The organism is Massilia genomosp. 1 (assembly GCF_011682185.1).
In the GTDB taxonomy this organism is placed as follows: domain Bacteria; phylum Pseudomonadota; class Gammaproteobacteria; order Burkholderiales; family Burkholderiaceae_D; genus Telluria_A; species Telluria_A rubra.
The window spans coordinates 16,272-35,258 of sequence record NZ_WHJF01000070.1; the positions used below are offsets into that span (position 1 = coordinate 16,272).

Sequence of the window (18,987 nt, forward strand, 5' to 3'; positions counted from 1 at the left end):
CCCTTTTGCATGGCAAGCCGCCACACAAGCAGGCGTTAAGAGGGAACGGCAGAATCGAACGCGACTGGCATGGGGGTTGGCGAGCCTGACTGCGCGGTGCGAAGCGCCAGGATGTCGTCCTGCACGGCGCGCGACAGCAGGTGCTCGATGCGCGAGGAAAGGTCGATGTTGGTGTCGGCTTTGGCACGCGCCGCAATGGCCATGCGGGCGACCAGCGCCTGCAAGTCATCAACGCACAGAATCCGGTGAAACTGCCGGTCCATATTGGTGAAGACAAGCGAATTACGCTTGCGGGCCAGCAATTCAATAATGTTGCTCAGCGTCCCGGTACTCATGCCATCCCATACCATCAGTCCAAGGTCGGCCGCTTGCGCCATGGCCACGTCCTTCGCTGTGAACCAGGCGCGCGAGCGTTTTGCGTGGTATGTCGCGACCTGATGCACAAGCCAGCCGCCGATGTTGTTGCGCGGCCGGTCGCCGCTGCAGTAGACCGTGACCTTGGTGGCGCCCTGATCGAACAGGAATTGCTGGATAGCACTGTCGGCGCCGTCCGCATCGCCGACAATGACCTCGTAATTCATCGACAGGATATTCATGATCCGCACCTGCACCTCATCGTGCAGATGCTTGATCTTGATCGACCCCGCGATAAATATGGTTGTCATCTCGGGCGCCTCCAGGTTAATGCTGCCACGTAAATATGCTGTATTTTCTCACACTCCCGCAAGACCTGGCACGCGGCATCGAGCGACGCGCCCGTCTCGTACAGGTCATCCACGAGCAAAACGTTGAAGGGACCACCACCGTCGAGATCGTGGGCGAGGCTGAGCCGACCGGCCAATGCGGCATCTTTTTCCTCACGGCTTGCGAGATCTTTCAATGAGCGGCTCCCGGCTGCTTTGACCAGGAATTTCTTTTGAGCCGGCACTTTCAGCATCCTGGCAAGGTAAGCCGCCACATGACTGACCGGTTGCCGCGACCTCTTCTTGCTCGGCGCCATGGGGACGACGACATGGATCTTCGGCAACCGAGGGATGATATGGGTGTAAAGCGCCTTGGCCAGCGCCGGTACCTGTCCGTAATCGTCGTGCGATTTAAGTTCGTAAAGGGCGCGTCCGGCTTCTGTGTAGTCGGTCTCGAATGTTGGATGGCCGTGCGCGTCATGCCCGGTGAGCGTGGAATGCGTGCTGTGACGATCCAGCACGAAGCCGCAATCCCATGGCCCATGAATTTCCAGAACGTCTACTTGCATCTCGATTTCCCCCTGCTGCCACCAGCGTGGCCCCAAGGACGTTGCTGGCAAGCCGCATCGACGCAGGACAGAGGCCCGCTTCCGCATTCCTTTTGCATTATCCCTGTCCTTCCCCCACAATTCGTCGCCCAATTGCGTAAAATACAACACAGCTGATACAACATGGATCTGGAACGCACTGATGGTCATTATCTCGGGCAGGAAAAACGTCTATCGCAAGCTCGGCTATGTTGCCGACTTCTGTCCCATCTGCAGGTCGGCGCAAGCATTCCTGGTCAGGCGGATCGGGCGCGCCAGCCATGTGTATTTCATCTCGGTCGGCAAGGGCGAGCTGGCCGGCTTCGAGCGGATCTGCCAATCGTGCCTGACGCCGCTCAAGACGGAGTCGACAACGTATAAACAGATCTTGAAAGAAACAGCTCCCCTGCCCGAACTGCAGGCCAGCACCTTTCCCAACCTCGAACAGGTGTGGCAGGAAGAACTGGCGCTGGAAGCGCGGATCAGCAACGCGCTCGCGTACTTCCCCCCCACCGAACGAAGCGAATTGATCCTGAAGCCCTTCCTGTTGCTGGCGCCGACGGTGGAACGATGCTACAACTCGGTCGTGATGGACAAGCAAGCCGGCTACACCATCCTGGGCAGCGTGCTTGCCACCGTGGCCGGCTGGGCCGCCGCCGGCGCGCTGTTTCCGGGCTCCGGTTACAAGGTCGGGATCGGCATCTTCGCGATCGGCTATGCGCTCTCGCTCTGGCAAATCCTGGCGGCAAAAACCCGCCGTGTGACGCGCGAGGTGGTCCCGGCCATTGCCAAGGGCCTGCGTCCGCTGGCGCCGACCGACAGCGAACTGCAGGCCGCTTTCGCCGCAGTGTACGACGCCGGCTACATGATGGGAAGCAAGCTCAAGCTGCCGGAACTGCAGGCGCTGCTGAAGTAGCCATCGCGCCTATTCCGGCGCCTTGGCGTGGCTGGCCGCAAATTGGCGAAATGCGTCGCGCACATGATCGCGCAGCAGCTGCTTATCCCAAGGCTTCGTATAGTAGCGCAGGACGGCGCCGCAATTGACCGCTGCGATGATCGACGCCAGGTCGCTTTGCCCCGACAACACGATGCGGAACGTCTTCGGATAGAGCTCCTTGACCTTGTCGAGGAAATCCGTGCCGCTCATTGACGGCATGCACTGGTCGCACAGGATCACCTGCACCTCGTTCAAGGCCAGCATGTCGAAGCCTTCGGCGGCCGGGCCTGCGCACAGGATGCGCTAGCCGTCGCAGCCGAACAGGTTGCCAAGTACCTCGAGCATGAAGGGATCGTCATCGATGATCAACAGCGTCTTGCCGGCCTGGTCGGGGTCCGCCGGCGCGCCCAGCACCTTCCTTTGCAACAAGAAGGCGCTGACCTGCTCGGCCGGCAGGGGGCGGCTGACATAGTAGCCCTGGATCTGGTCGCAGCAGCGCTTCCAGGCCCGCCACGCGGCCGCTGTTGAGGTGTACCTTGGGCTGGTAATGCAACACGAATTGCTCCTTCTCGATCGCCTGCCGCAACGCCTTCTCGAGCTTGAGGCGGGCCAGCACGTCGGCATTCATCTGGGCCGTGAAAAAGCGGTAGGTGTCGCGCCCGGCATGCTTGGCCTCGTACATCGCCGTATCGGCATACTTGATCAAGGTGGCCGGATCGGACGAATCGACCGGATGGAGCGTGATGCCGATGCCGGCCGTGATGCTCAGTTCGTGCCCGTGCAGCACGAAGGGCGCGCGCAAGGCGTCGCGGATCTTGTCGGCGATCACGACCGCGCCCTGCTGGCCGTCCTGCATGATCAGGATCAGCGCCAATTCGTCCCCGCCCAGGCGGCCGACGGTGTCGCGCACGCGCACGCATTGGACCAGCCTGTTGCTGAACTGTACCAGCAGCTCGTCGCCGACCGCATGCCCGAGCGTGTCGTTGACCGTCTTGAAATTGTCGAGGTCGATGAACATGAGCGCCACCAGTGAGCCGCTCTCGTGCGCCAGCGCCACGGTGCGTTGCAGCGATGCGTAAAACAAGGTGCGGTTGGGCAGGCCCGTGAGCGGATCGTGATGGGCCAGATGGGTCACGCGCTGCTGCGCTTGCTTGCGCTCGGTGATGTCGCGCACCACGATCACGATGGTCCAATCATTTCCTGAGCGCATGGCCTGGCTGTTCACTTCCACCTGCACGGTCACGCCGTCGCTGCGCTGCATCTGCATTTCCTGCTGGTCGCGGTTCAGGCCGCCAGCGATGAGGGCATCGTATTGATGTTCCAGCTTGGCGTCGCTGGTATCGACCAGTTCGGCCATGCCCATGCCCAGCATTTCCTCGCCCGTGGCCGGGTTCGACTTCAGGATGCTCGCCACTTGATAGCCATCCATGCCCGGCATGGTAATGTCGAGCAGGATCAGGTCGGGCGCCTCCGCGCCGATGGCGGCCAGCGCTTCCTCGCCGCTGGCGGCGCTGGAGGTGCTGTATCCTTCCGGGCGCAACAGTACCGCCAGCAGGCGCCGGTTCCGGGCTTCGTCGTCGACGATCAGGATGGTGGGAGCGCGCAGGCTCATGCCGCCGCTCCCTGGGGCAGCAAGGCATCGATGGCGGCGTACAACTCCTGGTAGCGCAGCGGCTTGGCGATGTAGGCGTCGCAGCCGGCGCTCTCGCTTTTCGCGCGGTCTTCCTTCATCGTCATGGCGGTCAGCGCGATCACCGGGATGGCGCCGGTGGCGCGATCCTGTTTCAGCAGTGCGGTCGCCGCCAGGCCGTCCATGCCCGGCAACTGGATATCCATCAGGATCAGGTCCGGGCGCTCGGTACGCGCCATCGTCAGGCCGCTTTCGGCGTCGACCGCGCACAGCACGGCGTGCCCGGCATGGCGCAGCAGGAGCGAGGCCAGCTTCATGTTGGCCGGTTTGTCTTCAATGAGCAGGATGGTTGCCATGCTCAGTGCTCCCGCGTGGCGTCGGCAGCCTCGGGCGCGCCCGCGGCCGGGCGGCGCAGGGTGGCGCCGTGCAAGGCGGGGCGCGCTCCCGGCAGCGCCGTGCGCAACGGCAGCCAGACGGCGAAGCGCGAGCCCTCGCCGGCGGCGCTGGCCACGGCCACCGTGCCGCCCTGGAGCTCGGCCAGCTGTTTCACCATCGCCAGGCCCAGGCCGGATCCTTCGAATTTAGGCGCCAGGCTGCTGTCGATCTGGCTGAAGGCCTGGAACAGCTTGGCCATGTCCGGCTCCGAGATGCCGATGCCGCCATCGTCCACGCACAACTCCAGAAAGTCGTTGAACTCGTTTTCAGCAAGCGCAAACCCATGCACCGGCCAGGCGCCGGCCAGGTGGCCGACGGCGCTGCGCGGCACGCGGCGCGCGTGCAAGGTGACCGCGCCCCCGTGGCCGCTGAATTTGACCGCGTTCGAGAGCAGGTTGTAGACGATTTGCCTGGTCTTGCGGATGTCCAGTTGCGGCGTGCCCAGGTCGGCGCCGATTTCCAGGGTCAGCGCAATTGCCTGCGCTGCGGCCTTTTCGCGCACGATGGTCAGGCTGTCCGGCAGCAGAACCTGCAAGTCCACCAGTTCGAGTTCGAGCGCCATCATGCCCGCGTCGACTTTCGACAGGTCGAGGATGTCGTTGATCAGCGAGAGCAAGTGCTGGCCGCTGCTGAAGATATCGCCGATGCATTCGTTTTGCAGGGCACTGGTTTCGCCCAGCAAACCATCTTTCAGCGCTTCGGAAAAGCCGATGATCGCGTTGAGCGGCGTACGCAACTCGTGCGACATGGTGGCCAGGAATTCGGACTTCATGCGGCTGGCGCGCTCGAGCTCGATGTTTTTCACTTCCAGCGTATGTTCGAAACGCTTGCGCTCGGTCACGTCGCGCGCGGCGGCGAACACGCCCTGCAACGTGCGGTCGCGGTCGTGGAAGGTGGCGGCGTTGTACGACACCACCGTTTCGACGCCATTGAGCGCGCGCACCGTCAATTCGTAATCGGTCACCTTGTTTTCCTGCAGCACGCGCTTGATGGCGGCGTCCGCCTGGCTCTGGTCGGTAAAGAACTTCTTGCTTGGCGCGCCGATCAGTTCGTCGCGGGTGCGCCCGGTGAGCGGGACCATCTGCTGGTTCACGTCTGAAATGATGCCTTGCGGATCGGTCATCATCAGGGCGTCGAGATTCGACTCGATCAGCGAACGGGTATAGAACTGCTGGTCGCGCAGGCGCTGGTCGAGCAGGGCCTGGGCCGCCTCGACCTGCTTGCGGGCGGTATTGCCGGTACCGATCAGCAAGTAAGCAATGATTTCATCCTGGGCGTCGCGCAGCGCGGTGACCGACACGATCGCCGGAAAGCGGCTGCCGTCCTTGCGCACATAGGTCAGTTCGTAAATGTCTTCGATGCCGCGCGAAGCCTTGAACACCAGCGCCTCGAAGCCGGGGGTGATCGCCGTGTCGAGCTCCACGCTGAGCGCCTTGGCGCGCGCGATCACTTCGAGCGGGTCCGAAATGTCGGCCGGCGTGATCCGGTTGACGACGTCGAGCGCGGTATAGCCGAGCATGCGCTCGGCGCCGACATTGAAGATCTGGATCACGCCTTTTTCGTCGGTGGCGATGCTGGAAAAATAGGCGCTGTTGAAAATGGCGTCCTGCAGGGCGCCGGTCTTGAGCAAGCTTTCCTGGCGCTTGAACTCGGTATTCCCGTCCGGGCCTAAAGCGTGCTCGGCAGCACCCATGCCAATGCCAAAACCAGTCGTATGCATGGTCGCTTTCGGAGGAACAGGCTGGCCGCGGGTTCAATGGCGACTGGACCGATGGCTGGCGGAACACAAGTCGGTCCAACTCTAACAGGGACGCCGCCGGATTCGACAAAGATGAAGCGTTAAAGCAACAGTCGTGTGTTTTGTCAGGCCAGCTTGCCCGGCCCCGGCAAACGGAAACGAACAGCTGTTTGTTTGACACTGTCGCTTTTTTTGACAGCGTCCCGTCACGTTTGTGCCTTATCAAAGTCGGGCCGGATCAATCCCCGTATATTTTTCCTGCGGGACATATTTCCCGGACATTGAACTTTTTCTGCCGGGTCGTCCCATCATGCTGAACTTCGAACGCTCAAGCCTGAACAAAAAACTGACGATCATCTCGTTCCTGTCGACCGGCACCGCCCTGTTCTTCGTCTTCATCGCCTTCGCCGTCACGTCCGTGCTCAGCCACCGCAAGGATGAAGGCATGCAACTGTCCTCGTTCGCCGGCGTGATCGGCACCAACAGCGTCGACGCACTGATGTTCAACGACCGCGACCAGGCCAGCGCCACCTTGTCCGCGCTCAAGGCCAAGGTCGAAATCTCGAGCGCGGTCTTGTTCGACCGCAAAGGCAAGTTGTTTGCCCGCTACATGCGCAACGGCCAGGCCGAGCCGGAACCGAGCGCGCCCGAAATGAACCTGGACGAAGACGTGCTGGCCGAAGCGAGCCGCCAGGGCAGTCGTTTCTGGTCCAGCCGCATGCGCCTGTACCGCCCCGTGATCAACGCCAACTACCAGGTCGGCATCGTGATGATCGAAGCGGACCTGACCCTGATGTGGCTCGACATCCTGAAAAGCCTGGGCATCATCGCTTGCGCCATGGGGGGCTCGCTGCTGATGTCGCTGATGCTGGCGAGCCGCTTCAAGGCCAGCATCGCCGACCCTGTCGCCAAGCTCATCAACGCAGCGCAAAAGGTCTCGGCCAGCCAGAACTACAACCTGCGCATCGCGCACGAGCGCACCGACGAGATGGGTTCGCTGATCGACAGTTTCAACGCCATGCTGGCCCAGATCGAAGGACGCGGCGCCGCCCTCACCCACCATCGCGACGAGCTCGAACGCCAGGTCAGCGTGCGCACCGAACAGCTGGAAAAGGCCAAGAATGCGGCCGAAGCGGCCAGCCGCGCCAAGAGCGCCTTTTTGGCCACCATGAGCCACGAAATCCGCACCCCCATGAATGGCGTGCTCGGCATGACCGAGATGCTGCTCAGCACGTCGCTGAACGATACCCAGCGCAACTACACCAAGCTGGTCAAGCGTTCCGGCGAGCACCTGTTGGTGATCATCAACGACATTCTCGACTTTTCCAAGATCGAGGCCGGCAAGCTGTCGATCGAGTACATCAATTTCAACCTGTGGGACTTGCTGGACGACATCAACACCATCTACACCCCGCAAGCGCAGGCGAAAGGCATCGCGCTCGACTTTGCGATCGCCAACGATATCCCGATCGCCATCTGCGGCGACCCCAACCGCCTGCGCCAGATCATGGCCAACCTGATCGGCAACGCGCTCAAGTTTACCGAGCGCGGCCAGATCCTGGCCAAGGTCGATGTCGAAACCGAAGATGGCGCCAGCGTCGGCCTGCGCTTCGAAGTGCATGACACCGGCATCGGCGTCTCGCGCGAGGCGCGCAGCCGGATCTTCGACGCCTTTTCGCAGGCCGACAGCTCGACCACGCGCAAGTACGGCGGCACCGGCCTGGGACTGGCCATCTCGCGCCAGCTGGTCGAACTCATGGGCGGCAAGATCGGGGTCGACAATGCATCCCCGCATGGTTCGATCTTCTGGTTCACGGTCAGCTTCGACAAGCGCCGGGTCGACCCGAACATGCTCGACGCCAGCCTGCGCATGACCGAAGGCATGCGCGTGCTGATCGTCGACGAGCAGGCCGCCAGCCGCGCCAGCCTCGAACGCCAGCTGGCCGAGTGGCAGGTGGCCAGCGACAGCGCCGTATCGGCGGCGGACGCGGTCGACCGCCTGCTGGCGGCGGCGCACGCGGGGCGGCCGTACGAAGTGGCGATCATCGACATGGACCTCGAGCGCACCAGCGGCCTGTCGCTGGCGGCCGGCATCAAGGGCGACCCGGCCACCAGCGCCACCCGCATCATGCTCATCAGCGACAACCGCCTGGCGGCCGATCCGGTGCAGCGGCGCGACGCCGGCGTGGCCTACCAGTTGATCAAACCGGCGCGCGCGGCCGACCTGTTCGAATGCATCATGACGCGCCCGCGCGGCAAGCCGGCCAGCGCGCTGGCGGCGGCCCCCGTGGCGCGCGCCCCGGCCGCGCCGGCGGGGCGCAAGCTGCGCCGCCAGCGCGTGCTGCTGGCCGAAGACAATCCGGTCAACGTCGAAGTGGCGACCGCCATGCTCGACTCGCTCGGCCTGGGCGTGTACTGCGCCCGCAACGGCGCCGAAGCGCTGGCCGCCGCCCGCACCGACGGCTACGACGTGGTGCTGATGGATTGCCAGATGCCGGTCATGGACGGCTTTGCGGCCACCGCCGAAATCCGCCGCCACGAACGCGAATGCGGCCGCGCGCGCACCTTGCCGATCATTGCGATTACCGCCAACGCGCTGCAGGGCGACCAGGAAGCCTGCCTGGCGGCCGGGATGGACGACTACCTGAGCAAACCATTCACGCAGCAGGAACTGGCCACCGTGCTGGGACGCTGGATCACCCTGCCGCTGCCCGGCAGCGTCCATCACGACGAGCGGGCCGCGCCGCCAGCGGCCGCACCGATTGCACCGGCGGCGCCGGCCCGGACGGCGCCGGCGGCGCTGCTGGCGCCCGCGCACGGCGCCGTGCTGCGCGAAAACGCGGTGCAGCGCGACGTCATCAACCGTCACGCGCTCGAAAACATCCGGGCGCTGAGCAAGGAGCGCGGCGACGCGCTGGTGCAGCGCGTGGTCGCCGCTTACGTCGGCGACACGCCGCAGCACCTGAACACGCTGCGCCAGGCCATTGCCGGAGTCGATCCCGGCAACCTGCGCAAGATCGCGCACAGTCTCAAGTCGAGCAGCGCCAACGTCGGCGCCGAGACGCTGGCGCAGATGTGCAAAGACATGGAAACGCTGGGCCGCACCGATACTACCGAAGGCGCGTCCGGCATTCTTACCGACATGGAGCGGGAATTCAAGGCCGTGTGCCACTCGCTGCATGCCCTCCTAGAGAAGGAACACTGAAAATGGCTGCTACCCCAATCAAGCGCGGCGTCGTCCTGGTGGCGGACGACGATCCGGTCATGCGCCTGCTGATGCTCGAAATGCTCGGCCAGGTCGGGCTGGACGCGATCGAAGCGGAGGACGGCCTGCAAGCGCTGGCCCTCTACCAGAGCATGGCGCCGGACCTGATCCTGCTCGACGTCGACATGCCGAACATGGACGGCTTTTCGGCCTGCCGCGAGATCCGCCGCATCGAGACCGGCGCGCCGGTGCCGATCATCATGGTCACCGGCGGCGACGACATCGAAGCGGTGACCAACGCCTACGAGGCCGGCGCCACCGATTTCGTATCGAAGCCGATCAACTGGCCGATCCTCGGGCACCGCGTGCTGTACGTGCTGCGCGCCAGCGATGCCATCGTGCGCCTGCGCATCGCCGACGCCCACAACCGCGCGGTGCTGGCGGCCATTCCGGATACCTTTTTCCGGCTCGGCAAGGACGGCGTCTATCTCGACTACGAACAAGGTCACGACGCCTCGGCGGCGATTCCGGCGGAGCTGTGCGTGGGCAAGCACATCACCGAAGTGCTCCCGCGCGACATCGCCGAGCGCCTGCTCGAGCAGATGCACTGCGTGCTCGATACCCAGCACGTGCGCTCGGTCGAATATGAACTGGTCAGCTTCGGCATGGTGCAGCACTTCGAAGCGCGCCTGGTCGCCACCGGTCCCGACGAAGTGCTTGGCCTGGTGCGCGACATCAGCGAACGGCGCCGCACCGAAGAACAGATCCGCCGCCTGGCCTACTGCGACAGCCTGACCGGCATTCCGAACCGCCAGGCTTTCCTCGAAACGCTGGAGCGCGAACTGCACCGATCCAAGGTCGGCAAGAAGAAGTTCGCGGTGCTGTTCATGGACCTGGACGCCTTCAAGCGCATCAACGACACCCTGGGCCACAACGTGGGCGACCATCTGCTCAAGATCGTCTCGGAGCGCCTGCGCGAAACCATCCGCCCGAGCGACCTGGTCTCGCGCGGGGACCAGTCGCATAACCTGGCGCGCCTGGGCGGCGACGAATTCACGATCCTCATTCCCGACCTGGAACGGGTCGAGAACGCGCTCAATGTGGCGCACCGGGTCAAGGAGGCGATGCGGCGCCCCTTCCTGATCGAAGGGCACGAGATCTTTGTCACGGCCAGCATCGGCATTTCGCTGTTCCCGGAAGACGGCGACGATTGCGATTCGCTGCTCAAGTTCGCCGACACCGCCATGTACCACGCCAAGAACTGCGGCAAGAACAACGCCAAGTTGTACAGTTCCTCGCTGACGATGCAGATCATGAGCCACGTGAAGCTGGAAGTGGGCCTGCGCAAGGCGCTGCGCAACGAAGAACTGTATTTGCTGTACCAGCCGCAGATCGACGTGCGTTCGTCGGAGATCGTGGGCGTCGAAGCGCTGGTGCGCTGGCGCCATCCGGAGCGCGGCATCATCTCCCCGACCGAATTCATTCCGCTGGCCGAGGAAACCGGTTTGATCGTGCCGATCGGCGAATGGGTGCTGCGCACCGCCTGCAACCAGGCCAAGGCATGGCAAAGGGCGACCGGGCAGTCGATCCGGATGGCGGTCAATTTATCGGCCAAGCAGTTCAAGGATGAAAACCTGACCCAGATCGTGCTGTCGGCATTGCACGACTCGGGGCTCGATCCGAAGATACTCGAACTCGAACTGACCGAAGGCACGCTGATGGACGACGCCAAGGCGACCATGGCGACGCTCGAACAACTGCGCGGGATTGGCGTGTATCTGTCGATCGACGATTTCGGGACCGGCTACTCGTCGATGAATTACCTCAAGCGCTTCGACGTGCGGGCGCTCAAGATCGACAAGAGTTTCATCTGCGGCTTGCCGCAGGATTCGGAGAACGCCGCCATCACGCGCGCCATCATCGCCATGGCGCACGGCTTGAAGATGGTGGTGGTGGCCGAGGGCGTGGAAACCGATGAACAGCTGGTGCTGCTCGACGAATACGGGTGCGACCTGGTGCAGGGGTTCTACCTGGGGCACCCGTCGCCGCATGAATCGATTACGCTGATGCTCAACAAGGCGGGTGCGGGGGCGCTGGCGATCGCGATGAAGTAGAGCGAGGGCACTGCATCCTTGAATCGCTATCTTCAAAGCCGTCGTCCCCGCGCAGGCGGGGACGACGGCGGGGCTCATTTGAACGTCAGCGTGTGCCTGGCCGCCCCCGGCAGCAACGGCGTCGGTGTCCCGGCCACCCACTCGGCGTGTCCATCCATGAAATACGGCGACAAGGGGTGCCCGCTCTGCCCGCCCGGCATATTGAACACCCCCTGCTCTTCCTTCCCCGGCGACACCGTCAGGCGCTGCGACTGCCCGAAATTTTTCCCCGCCACGCGCGGCATGTTGGCGTCTCCCGGCAGCATATCGGCCGGTGTACTCAGCCAGCGCGCCAGCATCGGCGCCGCGGCGGCAATCGGATGCGCAATCGCGGCGGTATTGCGCTCGCCCCATGTCGCTTTTTCCAACGGCACGCCATCGGCCGCCAGATCCGCAATCACCTTGTCGATCGCCGCCAGCTGCACCGACTGCCAGTTCGCATGCCCGGGCGGCAGCCAGGCCGCCGGCTGCTCGTCCAACAGGCGCGCGAGCACCTCCGGCCAGCGCGACGTGGCCAGCGCCATGGTCGACTTGGGATGGAGCTCCGCCAGGTCGCCATTGACACCCTCGAACAGCACGTCGCCCAGCGCCCACATGAAATGGCGCGACAGCCGGTAGCCGCTCGACTCCACGCTGGCGCGCCCGCTCCAGCTCTTGTTCAACAGGTCGAGGAACTGCGCGCGCTGCGGCTTGCCCTGTAACGCTGGCGCATCGAGCGCCTTGATGGCGCGCGCGCGCCACGGCGCCACGAACAGTGCGCGGTCGTCGAGCGCCACGCCGTACACGGCCGCCACGTCGGTCTTCGGCCCGAGCGCGGCCAGCGCGTCGCGGATCTGGCGGTTGCGCGCGCCGATATCGAAGCCGCCGTCGCCAAGGATCTGCGCACCGGCGCCATTTAGCTGGCGCGCATTCGCGGTCGAGAGCTGGCCGCCGGGCGGATTGATCACGCGCGGGTAATCGCCCGGCGCCAGCGCGCCGTCGAAGCTGGCCTGGCCGCCATCGACCAGCAACGGAAAGGTGGCGCCGCTGCCGCCCTGGCTGCGGCGCGGCAGCGCGCCGGAGATGGTCCAGCCGATATTGCCCTTGTCGTCGCCGCCCACGAAATTCTGCGAGGGGATGCCGATGGTGGCCGCAATCGCCAGCGCCTCGTCGAGCGTATCAGCCGTCTCGAGCCGGATCGGATTGAGGTTGAGCGAGGCCGGCGCATGCGCCAGCCAGTGAATCGCGTACGGCGTGCCGCCAGTCTCGCGCACCGGCCCGAGCGAGGTTTCCTGGATCGTCATGCGCTCGGCCGGCGCACCCTTGACCAGGATGGTTTCGACCACGCTCACCGGTTTTTCCCAACCGCTTGCGGTACGTAGCTCACCCGGGCGCTGCGCGTCCTGGCCCAGCATCACCAGGTCGAGCAGGTCGGCATAGCTGTTGGTGTAGCCCCAGGCCACGCGCCCGTTGCTGCCGGCGATGATGACTGGCGGCGCGCCCGGCAGGGTCACGCCGACGATGCGCCGTGGCGCGCCTTTGGCGTCGGGGTACTGGATCGCCATGCGGTACCAGGTGTTGGGCAGGGTCAGGCCCAGGTGCATGTCGTCGGAGACGATGGCCGCGCCATCCTGGCTGCGCGAGCCGGCCACGGCCCAGTTGTTGCTGCCGACCGAATCGATGAAATCGGCCGAGGCCATTGCCAGCGCATCGGGCTTGCGCGCCTTGCCCCACCATGCCGGCGGCGTGGGCGGGATCGGCGCCGGCGTGAAGGCCACGCCGGCGGCGTCGAGCGGGGCATCCCATTTGCTGGCGTCGGGCAGCAGGAAGGCCAGTTGCGCGGCGTCGCTGTGCTCGCGCAGCCAGCCGCGCGTCAGTTCGCGCGGTTCGACCGTGCCTTGCAGGTCGAAGTACATGGCGCACACCACCAGCAGCGAGTCGTCGGCGCTCCAGGGACGCGGCTTGACCCCGATCAGGGCGTATTCGAAGGGATTGGCGCCGAGCGCATGGAGCCCGGCGTTCACGCCCGCCACATAGCGATCGAGCAGCAGGCGGTCGGCCGGACTGAGCAACTTGAGCGAGGCGGCCACGCGCGCGCGGAAGCGGTGCAGACGGTTGGCGCGGTCGCGCGGCAAGGCGCGCGCGCCGAACAGTTCGGCCAGCTCGCCGGCGCCCACGCGGCGCAGCAGGTCCATCTGGAAGAAGCGTTCCTGCGCATGCACGAAGCCGGTGGCGTAGGCCACGTCGGCGCGGCGCTCGCCGCTGATCAGCGGCACGCCATGCTCGTCGCGCGCGACCGTTACCGGGGCCGACAGGCCGGGCGCCTGGACATCGCCATCGAGCCGGGCCAGGCTGGCGCGCAGGTACAGCCACACGGCGAGCGCGGCCAGCACCAGCAAGATAACAAGGCCGACCAGCAGCCGCAACGACCAGACTTTGATTCCATGCGTACGCATAACTCTCCCCGAATTGATTTCGCAAAGCATCTTGCCAGAAAAATCATGATCGGCGCAAACATTGTTGGCGCCCCGTCGTCGAGACGAGACGAGAACAACGAAGAGCTTCCCCCGAGCGGTTTGATATGGATCACACCCCTGCCCGACGGCCCTCTTAAGCTATTTGATCAAGGAAATCGGCGACCGCGCGCACAACGGTCGCGCACAAAGGAGAGTTCGATGCACAAGTTGATGTCGCTGTGCATGGGCGCGCTGCTGCTGGCGGGCTGCGCCACGCCACAGCAAAGGGCCGCCGCGGCGCAGGCGGAAATGGAACGCACCATGGTGGTGTACGGGCCGGCGTGCTCGAAGCTGGACTATCCGGCCAACTCGGACGCCTGGCGCAATTGCGTGTTGCAGCTTAGCGCGCGCGACGATCTGCAGCGCTATGGCTATCCGCACCACGATGGGGCGCTGGGGCGCTCGCACTGGTCGCTGGGCGGGTATTGGGGGCCGTACTGGTAGCGCCAGGCTACGCTGGCCCATTGACTGGCGAAGCCGGCCTTGGTCAGCGCCACGCGCGCTTGCAGCAGGTGTGCGACGAGTGTTTGCGCGTGGCGCAGTAGTGCGGGATGGCGGGCGTCGCGCGGGTGCAGGGCCAGGCGCACCAGCGGCGCGTCGCGCAGCAGCCAGGCGAGCATCCATGCGGCGGGCGGGGAGACGATGCGGCCGGTGCGGTTGCGCGCGGCGTACACCAGCGATGGAGACAGCAAGGTGGCGGCGCAGTGTGGCGTCGGCGGCGGCGCGGCAAACCTGGCTTCCCGCCGGCTTCCGCCTTGGCGCGGGAACGACGGGTTCAAGGGAAGCGGCGCAAACCGACCTTCCCGCTGCCCGCGTTGCTGCGGCCCGGACTGCTGCCCGGCCGGCATCAGGCAATGAAAATGAGGCCACGTGGTCGTGTAAATGAACGGAGAAGCGCGCAGCGCCTCCCAGGCGCCATCGCCAAGCAGCCACGCGGGCGCGACGAAGCCGCTCACGGGCCAGCCGCGTGCGTCGAACCACGCCCGCCCCAGCGCGATGCGGCGGCGCGCCTCGCCCGCGTCCAGCGCGGCGAACTCGCCCTCCCCTTCGGTGTAGACCCCGCGCAAAAAACGGCTGCGCCAGCCGCTTGAGCGCGCGGCGGTATCGAGGTGGCTGTAGCCATGCAGGGCCAGTTCGTGCCCGTCTGCGAGCAAGCGGTCGAGCGCCGCGTCGAAGAGCGGCGAGCGCGCCATGCCGGCCAGGTCCTGGCCGTAGATCGCTTCAATGCCGGCCGCCAGGGCATCGACGCTGTTCGGCTCAACCACGATGCCGGTGCGCTCGTCGATCAGTTCGGCCACGCTGCCGCCACGCGTGCCCACCACCGGCAAGCCGCAAGCCATCGCCTCGGGCACGATCAGGCCGAAGGTTTCGCAGTCGCCCGGATGGACCAGCACATCGCAACTGGCCAGCAGGCGCGCCAGCACGCACTGGTCGCGCTGGAACTCGATCACGCTGGTGCGGGCGCAACGCGGCGCCTCGCCCCCGCCGCCGACCAGCAGCAGGTGGTATGGCGGCCCGAGCCTGGCCACCGCGTCGACCAGCACCGCCAGCTTTTTCTCGGCGGTGAAGCGGCCGGCGTAGACCAGCAGGCGGGTGTCGGGCGCGACGCCCAGTTCCCGGCGCAGCGATTCGGTGCGCCGCTGCGGCGTGAACGTGTGGATGTCGATCCCGAGCGGCTGATGCACCGCGCCCCGCACGCCGATGGCGGCCAGCTGATGCACCATCAGCCGGCTTGGCGCGAGCACCAGGTCGAACTGGCGGTACAGGTGGGCCAGGTAGGCGCCGGCGGCGCGCCGCGCGCCCGGGCCGAAGCGTTCATGCACCAGGCGCTGCAGGTCGGAGTGATAAAAGGCCACCACCGGCACGCCCAGCCGGCGCCGCACGCGCAAGGCGGCCCATGCGGCGTGGAAGGCGTCGCCCGCTTCGATCAGGTCGGGCTGCAGGCCGAGCATCAGGCGTGCGGGCGCCCCGACCGTGCGCGGCACGCGAAAGCCGTGCATGCCCGGAACAGCCAGCGCCGGCACGCGCCGCAAGGCGGGCGGGCCGGCGCGGTTGTCGACGTTGGTGCTGAGGATGGTGTGGCGCACGCGGCTGCGCCGCGCCAGCCAGGCGGCCTTGGCGTTGAGATAGGTGCTCACGCCGCCGCCTTCCGCGGCATAAAACATGGTGATGTCGACGAGGTGCATGCTGGTGGGCTCAGTTGGGAAAGCCCACCATAGCAGTGGAAAAAAGGGGAAGTTTGAGCGCACGCAAACGGACGGTGCGCAAGGTGGGGATGCGCTTGCGGACGCGCCTTTACAGCACCTGGGCTTGCCTCAAGGCGGCAATCGCATCCGCATCGTAGCCGAGGCTGGCAAGAACTTCATCGGTGTGCTGGCCCAGCGTCGGCCCGAGCCAGCGGGTCTGGCCGGGCGTGGCCGACAGCTTGGGCGTGATGGCCGGCAGCTTGACCGGCGTGCCGTCGCTGAAATGGTGCTGCTCGAACATCTCGCGCGCGAGAAATTGCGGGTCGCTCATCATGTCGCGCACCGAGTAGATCTTGCCGGCCGGGACATCGGCCGCCTTCAGGGTGGCCAGCGCGCTGTCGATGCTGTGCGTGGCGCACCAGGCTTGAATGGCCTCGTCGATCTCGGCGCTGCGCGGCACGCGCCCGTCGTTGCGCGCCAGTTGCGCGTCGCCCGCCATGTCGATGCGGCCCATGGCCAGCATCAGGCGCTTGAAAATGGCGTCGCCATTGCCGGCGATGACGATGTTCTCGCCGTCGCCGGTGGTATAGGTATTCGATGGCACGATGCCCGGCAGCGCGCCGCCGGTGCGCTCGCGCACCACGCCCGCGTGGTCGAACTCGGGCACCAGCGACTCCATCAGGTTGAACACGGCTTCGTACAGGGCCACGTCGACCATCTGCCCTTCGCCGGCCACGCGCCCGCCGGTGGCGTCGCGGTGGCGCAGCGCCATCATGGCGCCGATCACGCCGTGCAGCGCGGCCACCGAGTCGCCGATCGACACGCCCACCCGCACCGGCGGGCGGTCGGCGTGGCCCGACACGTAGCGCAGCCCGCCCATCGACTCGCCGATGGCGCCGAAGCCCGGCTGGTCCTTCATCGGCCCGGTCTGGCCGAAGCCGGACAGGCGCACCATGATCGCGGCCGGGTTGAGGGCCTTGATCGCTTCATACCCGATGCCCCATTTTTCGAGCACGCCGGGGCGGTAGTTTTCGATGATGATGTCCGCTTCCAGCGCCAGTTGGCGGGCGATGGCGCGGCCGCGTTCATCTTTCATGTTGAGGGTGATGCTTTTCTTGTTGCGCGACTGGACCGACCACCACAGCGAGGTGCCGTCCTTGAGGATGCGCCACTGGCGGATCGGGTCGCCGCCGTCGGGCGCTTCGACCTTGATCACGTCGGCGCCGAATTCGGCCAGCATGCGCGCGCAGAACGGCCCGGCGATCAAGGTGCCCAGTTCGAGCACCTTGATGCCGGCCAGCGCGCCGGCTTTGGACGCCGCCGCCGTCATCAGGTACTGCGCCGGTCCAGCATCGCGCGCGCGATGGTGCCGGGATCGACGTATTCGAGTTCGCCGCCCACCGGCACGCCGCGCGCGAGGCGGCTGACCTTCAGGCCGCGCGCCTTGAGCATCTCGCTGATGTAGTGCGCGGTCGCTTCGCCTTCGTTGGTGAAGTTGGTCGCCAGGACCACTTCGCCGACCACGCCGTCGGCGGCGCGCACCAGCAGTTTTTCGAGATGGATGTCCTTGGGGCCGATGCCGTCGAGCGGCGACAGGCGGCCCATGAGGATGAAGTAGCGGCCCTTGTAGGTCAGGGTCTGCTCGATCATCATCTGGTCGGCCGGGGTCTCGACCACGCACAGCAAGGCGCTGTCGCGCTGCTCGTCGAGGCACAGGTCGCACACCTCGGTTTCGGAGAAGGTGTTACACAGCGCGCAGTGATGCACCGCGTCGACTGCCTGGTACAGGGCGCGCGAGAGCATGGCTGCGCCCTCGCGGTCGTGCTGCAGCAAATGGAAAGCCATGCGTTGCGCCGACTTCGGGCCGACGCCGGGCAAACGGCGCAGCGCTTCGGTCAGGAAGTCGAGCGATTTGGACATGTGGGGGGACGATGCCTCAGAAAGGCATCTTGAAGCCGGGCGGCAGCTGCATGCCGGCCGACAAGCCACCGAGTTTTTCGGCGGACGTTGCTTCCGCCTTGCGCACGGCGTCGTTGAAGGCGGCGGCGACCAGGTCTTCCAGCATGTCCTTGTCGTCGGCCAGCAGCGACGGGTCGATGGTGACGCGCTTGACATCGTTCTTGCACGTCATGACGATCTTCACGAGGCCGGCGCCGGACTGGCCTTCGACTTCGACGCTCGCCAACTGCTCCTGCGCCTTCTTCATGTTGTCCTGCATGGCTTGCGCCTGTTTCATCAAGCCTGCGAGCTGGTTCTTCATCATGGTGGTTCTCCGGGAATGTAAGGAATGAGAAAATTGGGGTTCGGTTCACGCCGGCGCGCCTGGGGCGGGACGCACCGAGCCGGGCACGATGAACGCGCCAAGGTCGCGCATCACGTCCTTGACGAAAGGATCGTTGGCCACGGTTTCCTCGGCCACGCGCTGGCACTCTTCGCGGTAGGCGATCGCTTCGGCGCTGGCGGTGTACCACACCGGGCCGATGTCGATCTCGAGGTGGATCTTGGTATTGGCGAAGCGCTCCTGCAGCGCCGCGCACAGTTTTTCGGTATTGCCGCTGGCGCGCAGGGTGTCGATCGGCACGCGCAGGCTGAAGGTGGTGACGTTGGCGTCGACCACGCACGACACCAGTTCCGTTTGCAGCGCCAGTTGCTGCGACACGCCGCGCAGCGCCAGGCCGGCGGCCAGGGCGGGCCAGTTGCCGTCCCAGTCGAGGTCGGGAACCGGGGTGATGACGTAGGCGGGGCGCGGCCGCGCGGGAGCGCGTGCGGCCGCCGCCGGCGGCGCTTCTTGCGCCACGGCGGTGTCGTCGGAAAATTCGGTGACCCACGACGGCGGCTCGCCATCGTCCTGCATGTCGGGATAGTGCGCTTCGGGCAGCGGCGGCGCGGGCGGCGGCGCCGGCACCGGCGGCGGCGCGGGCGGCGGCGCCGGCACCGG

At 65.7% G+C, this 18,987-nt stretch carries 15 protein-coding genes and 1 pseudogene; 4 read left to right on the plus strand and 12 right to left on the minus strand.

What is annotated here, in order from left to right:
• Window positions 1–35: 35 nt before the first annotated feature.
• Both F1735_RS22635 and F1735_RS22640 read right to left on the minus strand, forming a co-directional pair.
• Window positions 36–665: a hypothetical protein gene (locus F1735_RS22635; RefSeq protein ID WP_187364325.1), complete on the minus strand. Its 630-nt coding sequence runs from the start codon at window positions 663–665 to the stop codon at window positions 36–38.
• A complete protein-coding gene (locus F1735_RS22640; protein ID WP_167239031.1) occupies window positions 662–1,441 on the minus strand; it encodes a ComF family protein in 780 nt (259 codons plus the stop codon). Before F1735_RS22640 ends, F1735_RS22635 begins: the two co-directional genes overlap by 4 nt.
• Here F1735_RS22640 and F1735_RS22645 point away from each other — a divergent pair.
• Entirely contained in the window at window positions 1,434–2,186 is a 753-nt protein-coding gene (locus F1735_RS22645) for a hypothetical protein (RefSeq protein ID WP_167239032.1), read from the plus strand. The two genes, F1735_RS22640 and F1735_RS22645, sit on opposite strands and share 8 nt — an antisense overlap.
• Window positions 2,187–2,195: 9 nt before the next feature.
• Here F1735_RS22645 and F1735_RS36710 read toward each other — a convergent pair whose 3' ends face one another.
• The 4 genes from F1735_RS36710 to F1735_RS22660 all read right to left on the minus strand — a co-directional run bounded on the left by F1735_RS36710 (window position 2,196) and on the right by F1735_RS22660 (window position 5,992).
• Window positions 2,196–2,471 (minus strand): response regulator, encoded by a 276-nt coding sequence (locus tag F1735_RS36710; protein WP_229505907.1) that lies wholly within the window; start codon window positions 2,469–2,471, stop codon window positions 2,196–2,198.
• A gap of 91 nt (window positions 2,472–2,562) precedes the next feature.
• The gene (locus tag F1735_RS22650; RefSeq protein ID WP_229505908.1) at window positions 2,563–3,819 is read right to left on the minus strand and encodes a putative bifunctional diguanylate cyclase/phosphodiesterase; all 1,257 of its coding nucleotides are present in this window, start codon (window positions 3,817–3,819) and stop codon (window positions 2,563–2,565) included.
• The gene (locus F1735_RS22655; protein WP_167239033.1) at window positions 3,816–4,193 is read right to left on the minus strand and encodes a response regulator; all 378 of its coding nucleotides are present in this window, start codon (window positions 4,191–4,193) and stop codon (window positions 3,816–3,818) included. The genes F1735_RS22650 and F1735_RS22655 overlap by 4 nt, the downstream gene beginning before the upstream one ends.
• Before the next feature lie 2 nt (window positions 4,194–4,195).
• Complete coding sequence (locus tag F1735_RS22660) at window positions 4,196–5,992, minus strand: PAS domain-containing sensor histidine kinase (RefSeq protein WP_222853057.1); 1,797 nt, start codon at window positions 5,990–5,992, stop codon at window positions 4,196–4,198.
• Window positions 5,993–6,320: 328 nt separating this feature from the next.
• Between F1735_RS22660 and F1735_RS22665 the strand changes: the two genes are divergently transcribed.
• Both F1735_RS22665 and F1735_RS22670 read left to right on the plus strand, forming a co-directional pair.
• Window positions 6,321–9,215, plus strand: coding sequence for a response regulator (locus F1735_RS22665; protein ID WP_167239034.1), 2,895 nt, complete (start codon window positions 6,321–6,323; stop codon window positions 9,213–9,215).
• Window positions 9,216–9,217: 2 nt separating this feature from the next.
• The gene (locus tag F1735_RS22670) at window positions 9,218–11,329 is read left to right on the plus strand and encodes a putative bifunctional diguanylate cyclase/phosphodiesterase (protein WP_167239035.1); all 2,112 of its coding nucleotides are present in this window, start codon (window positions 9,218–9,220) and stop codon (window positions 11,327–11,329) included.
• A gap of 74 nt (window positions 11,330–11,403) precedes the next feature.
• Here the strand turns inward: F1735_RS22670 and F1735_RS22675 are convergent, their stop codons facing one another.
• Entirely contained in the window at window positions 11,404–13,803 is a 2,400-nt protein-coding gene (locus F1735_RS22675) for a penicillin acylase family protein (RefSeq protein WP_167239036.1), read from the minus strand.
• Window positions 13,804–14,022: 219 nt separating this feature from the next.
• On the opposite strand from F1735_RS22675, the gene F1735_RS22680 reads away from it, so the two are divergent.
• Complete coding sequence (locus F1735_RS22680; RefSeq protein ID WP_187364326.1) at window positions 14,023–14,307, plus strand: hypothetical protein; 285 nt, start codon at window positions 14,023–14,025, stop codon at window positions 14,305–14,307.
• Here F1735_RS22680 and F1735_RS22685 read toward each other — a convergent pair.
• The 5 genes and pseudogenes from F1735_RS22685 to F1735_RS22705 all read right to left on the minus strand — a co-directional run.
• The gene (locus F1735_RS22685) at window positions 14,235–16,049 is read right to left on the minus strand and encodes a glycosyltransferase (protein WP_167239037.1); all 1,815 of its coding nucleotides are present in this window, start codon (window positions 16,047–16,049) and stop codon (window positions 14,235–14,237) included. The two genes, F1735_RS22680 and F1735_RS22685, sit on opposite strands and share 73 nt — an antisense overlap.
• 109 nt (window positions 16,050–16,158) lie before the next feature.
• The gene (locus F1735_RS22690; RefSeq protein ID WP_167239038.1) at window positions 16,159–17,379 is read right to left on the minus strand and encodes a CaiB/BaiF CoA transferase family protein; all 1,221 of its coding nucleotides are present in this window, start codon (window positions 17,377–17,379) and stop codon (window positions 16,159–16,161) included.
• On the minus strand, window positions 17,379–17,969 hold the full coding sequence (gene recR / locus F1735_RS22695; RefSeq protein WP_166887677.1) for a recombination mediator RecR: 591 nt from the start codon (window positions 17,967–17,969) through the stop codon (window positions 17,379–17,381). Before recR ends, F1735_RS22690 begins: the two co-directional genes overlap by 1 nt.
• Before the next feature lie 16 nt (window positions 17,970–17,985).
• Window positions 17,986–18,312, minus strand: coding sequence for a YbaB/EbfC family nucleoid-associated protein (locus F1735_RS22700; RefSeq protein WP_167239039.1), 327 nt, complete (start codon window positions 18,310–18,312; stop codon window positions 17,986–17,988).
• A 45-nt stretch (window positions 18,313–18,357) separates the two neighbouring features.
• Window positions 18,358–18,987, minus strand: a pseudogene (locus F1735_RS22705) (DNA polymerase III subunit gamma/tau); the annotation flags it as partial.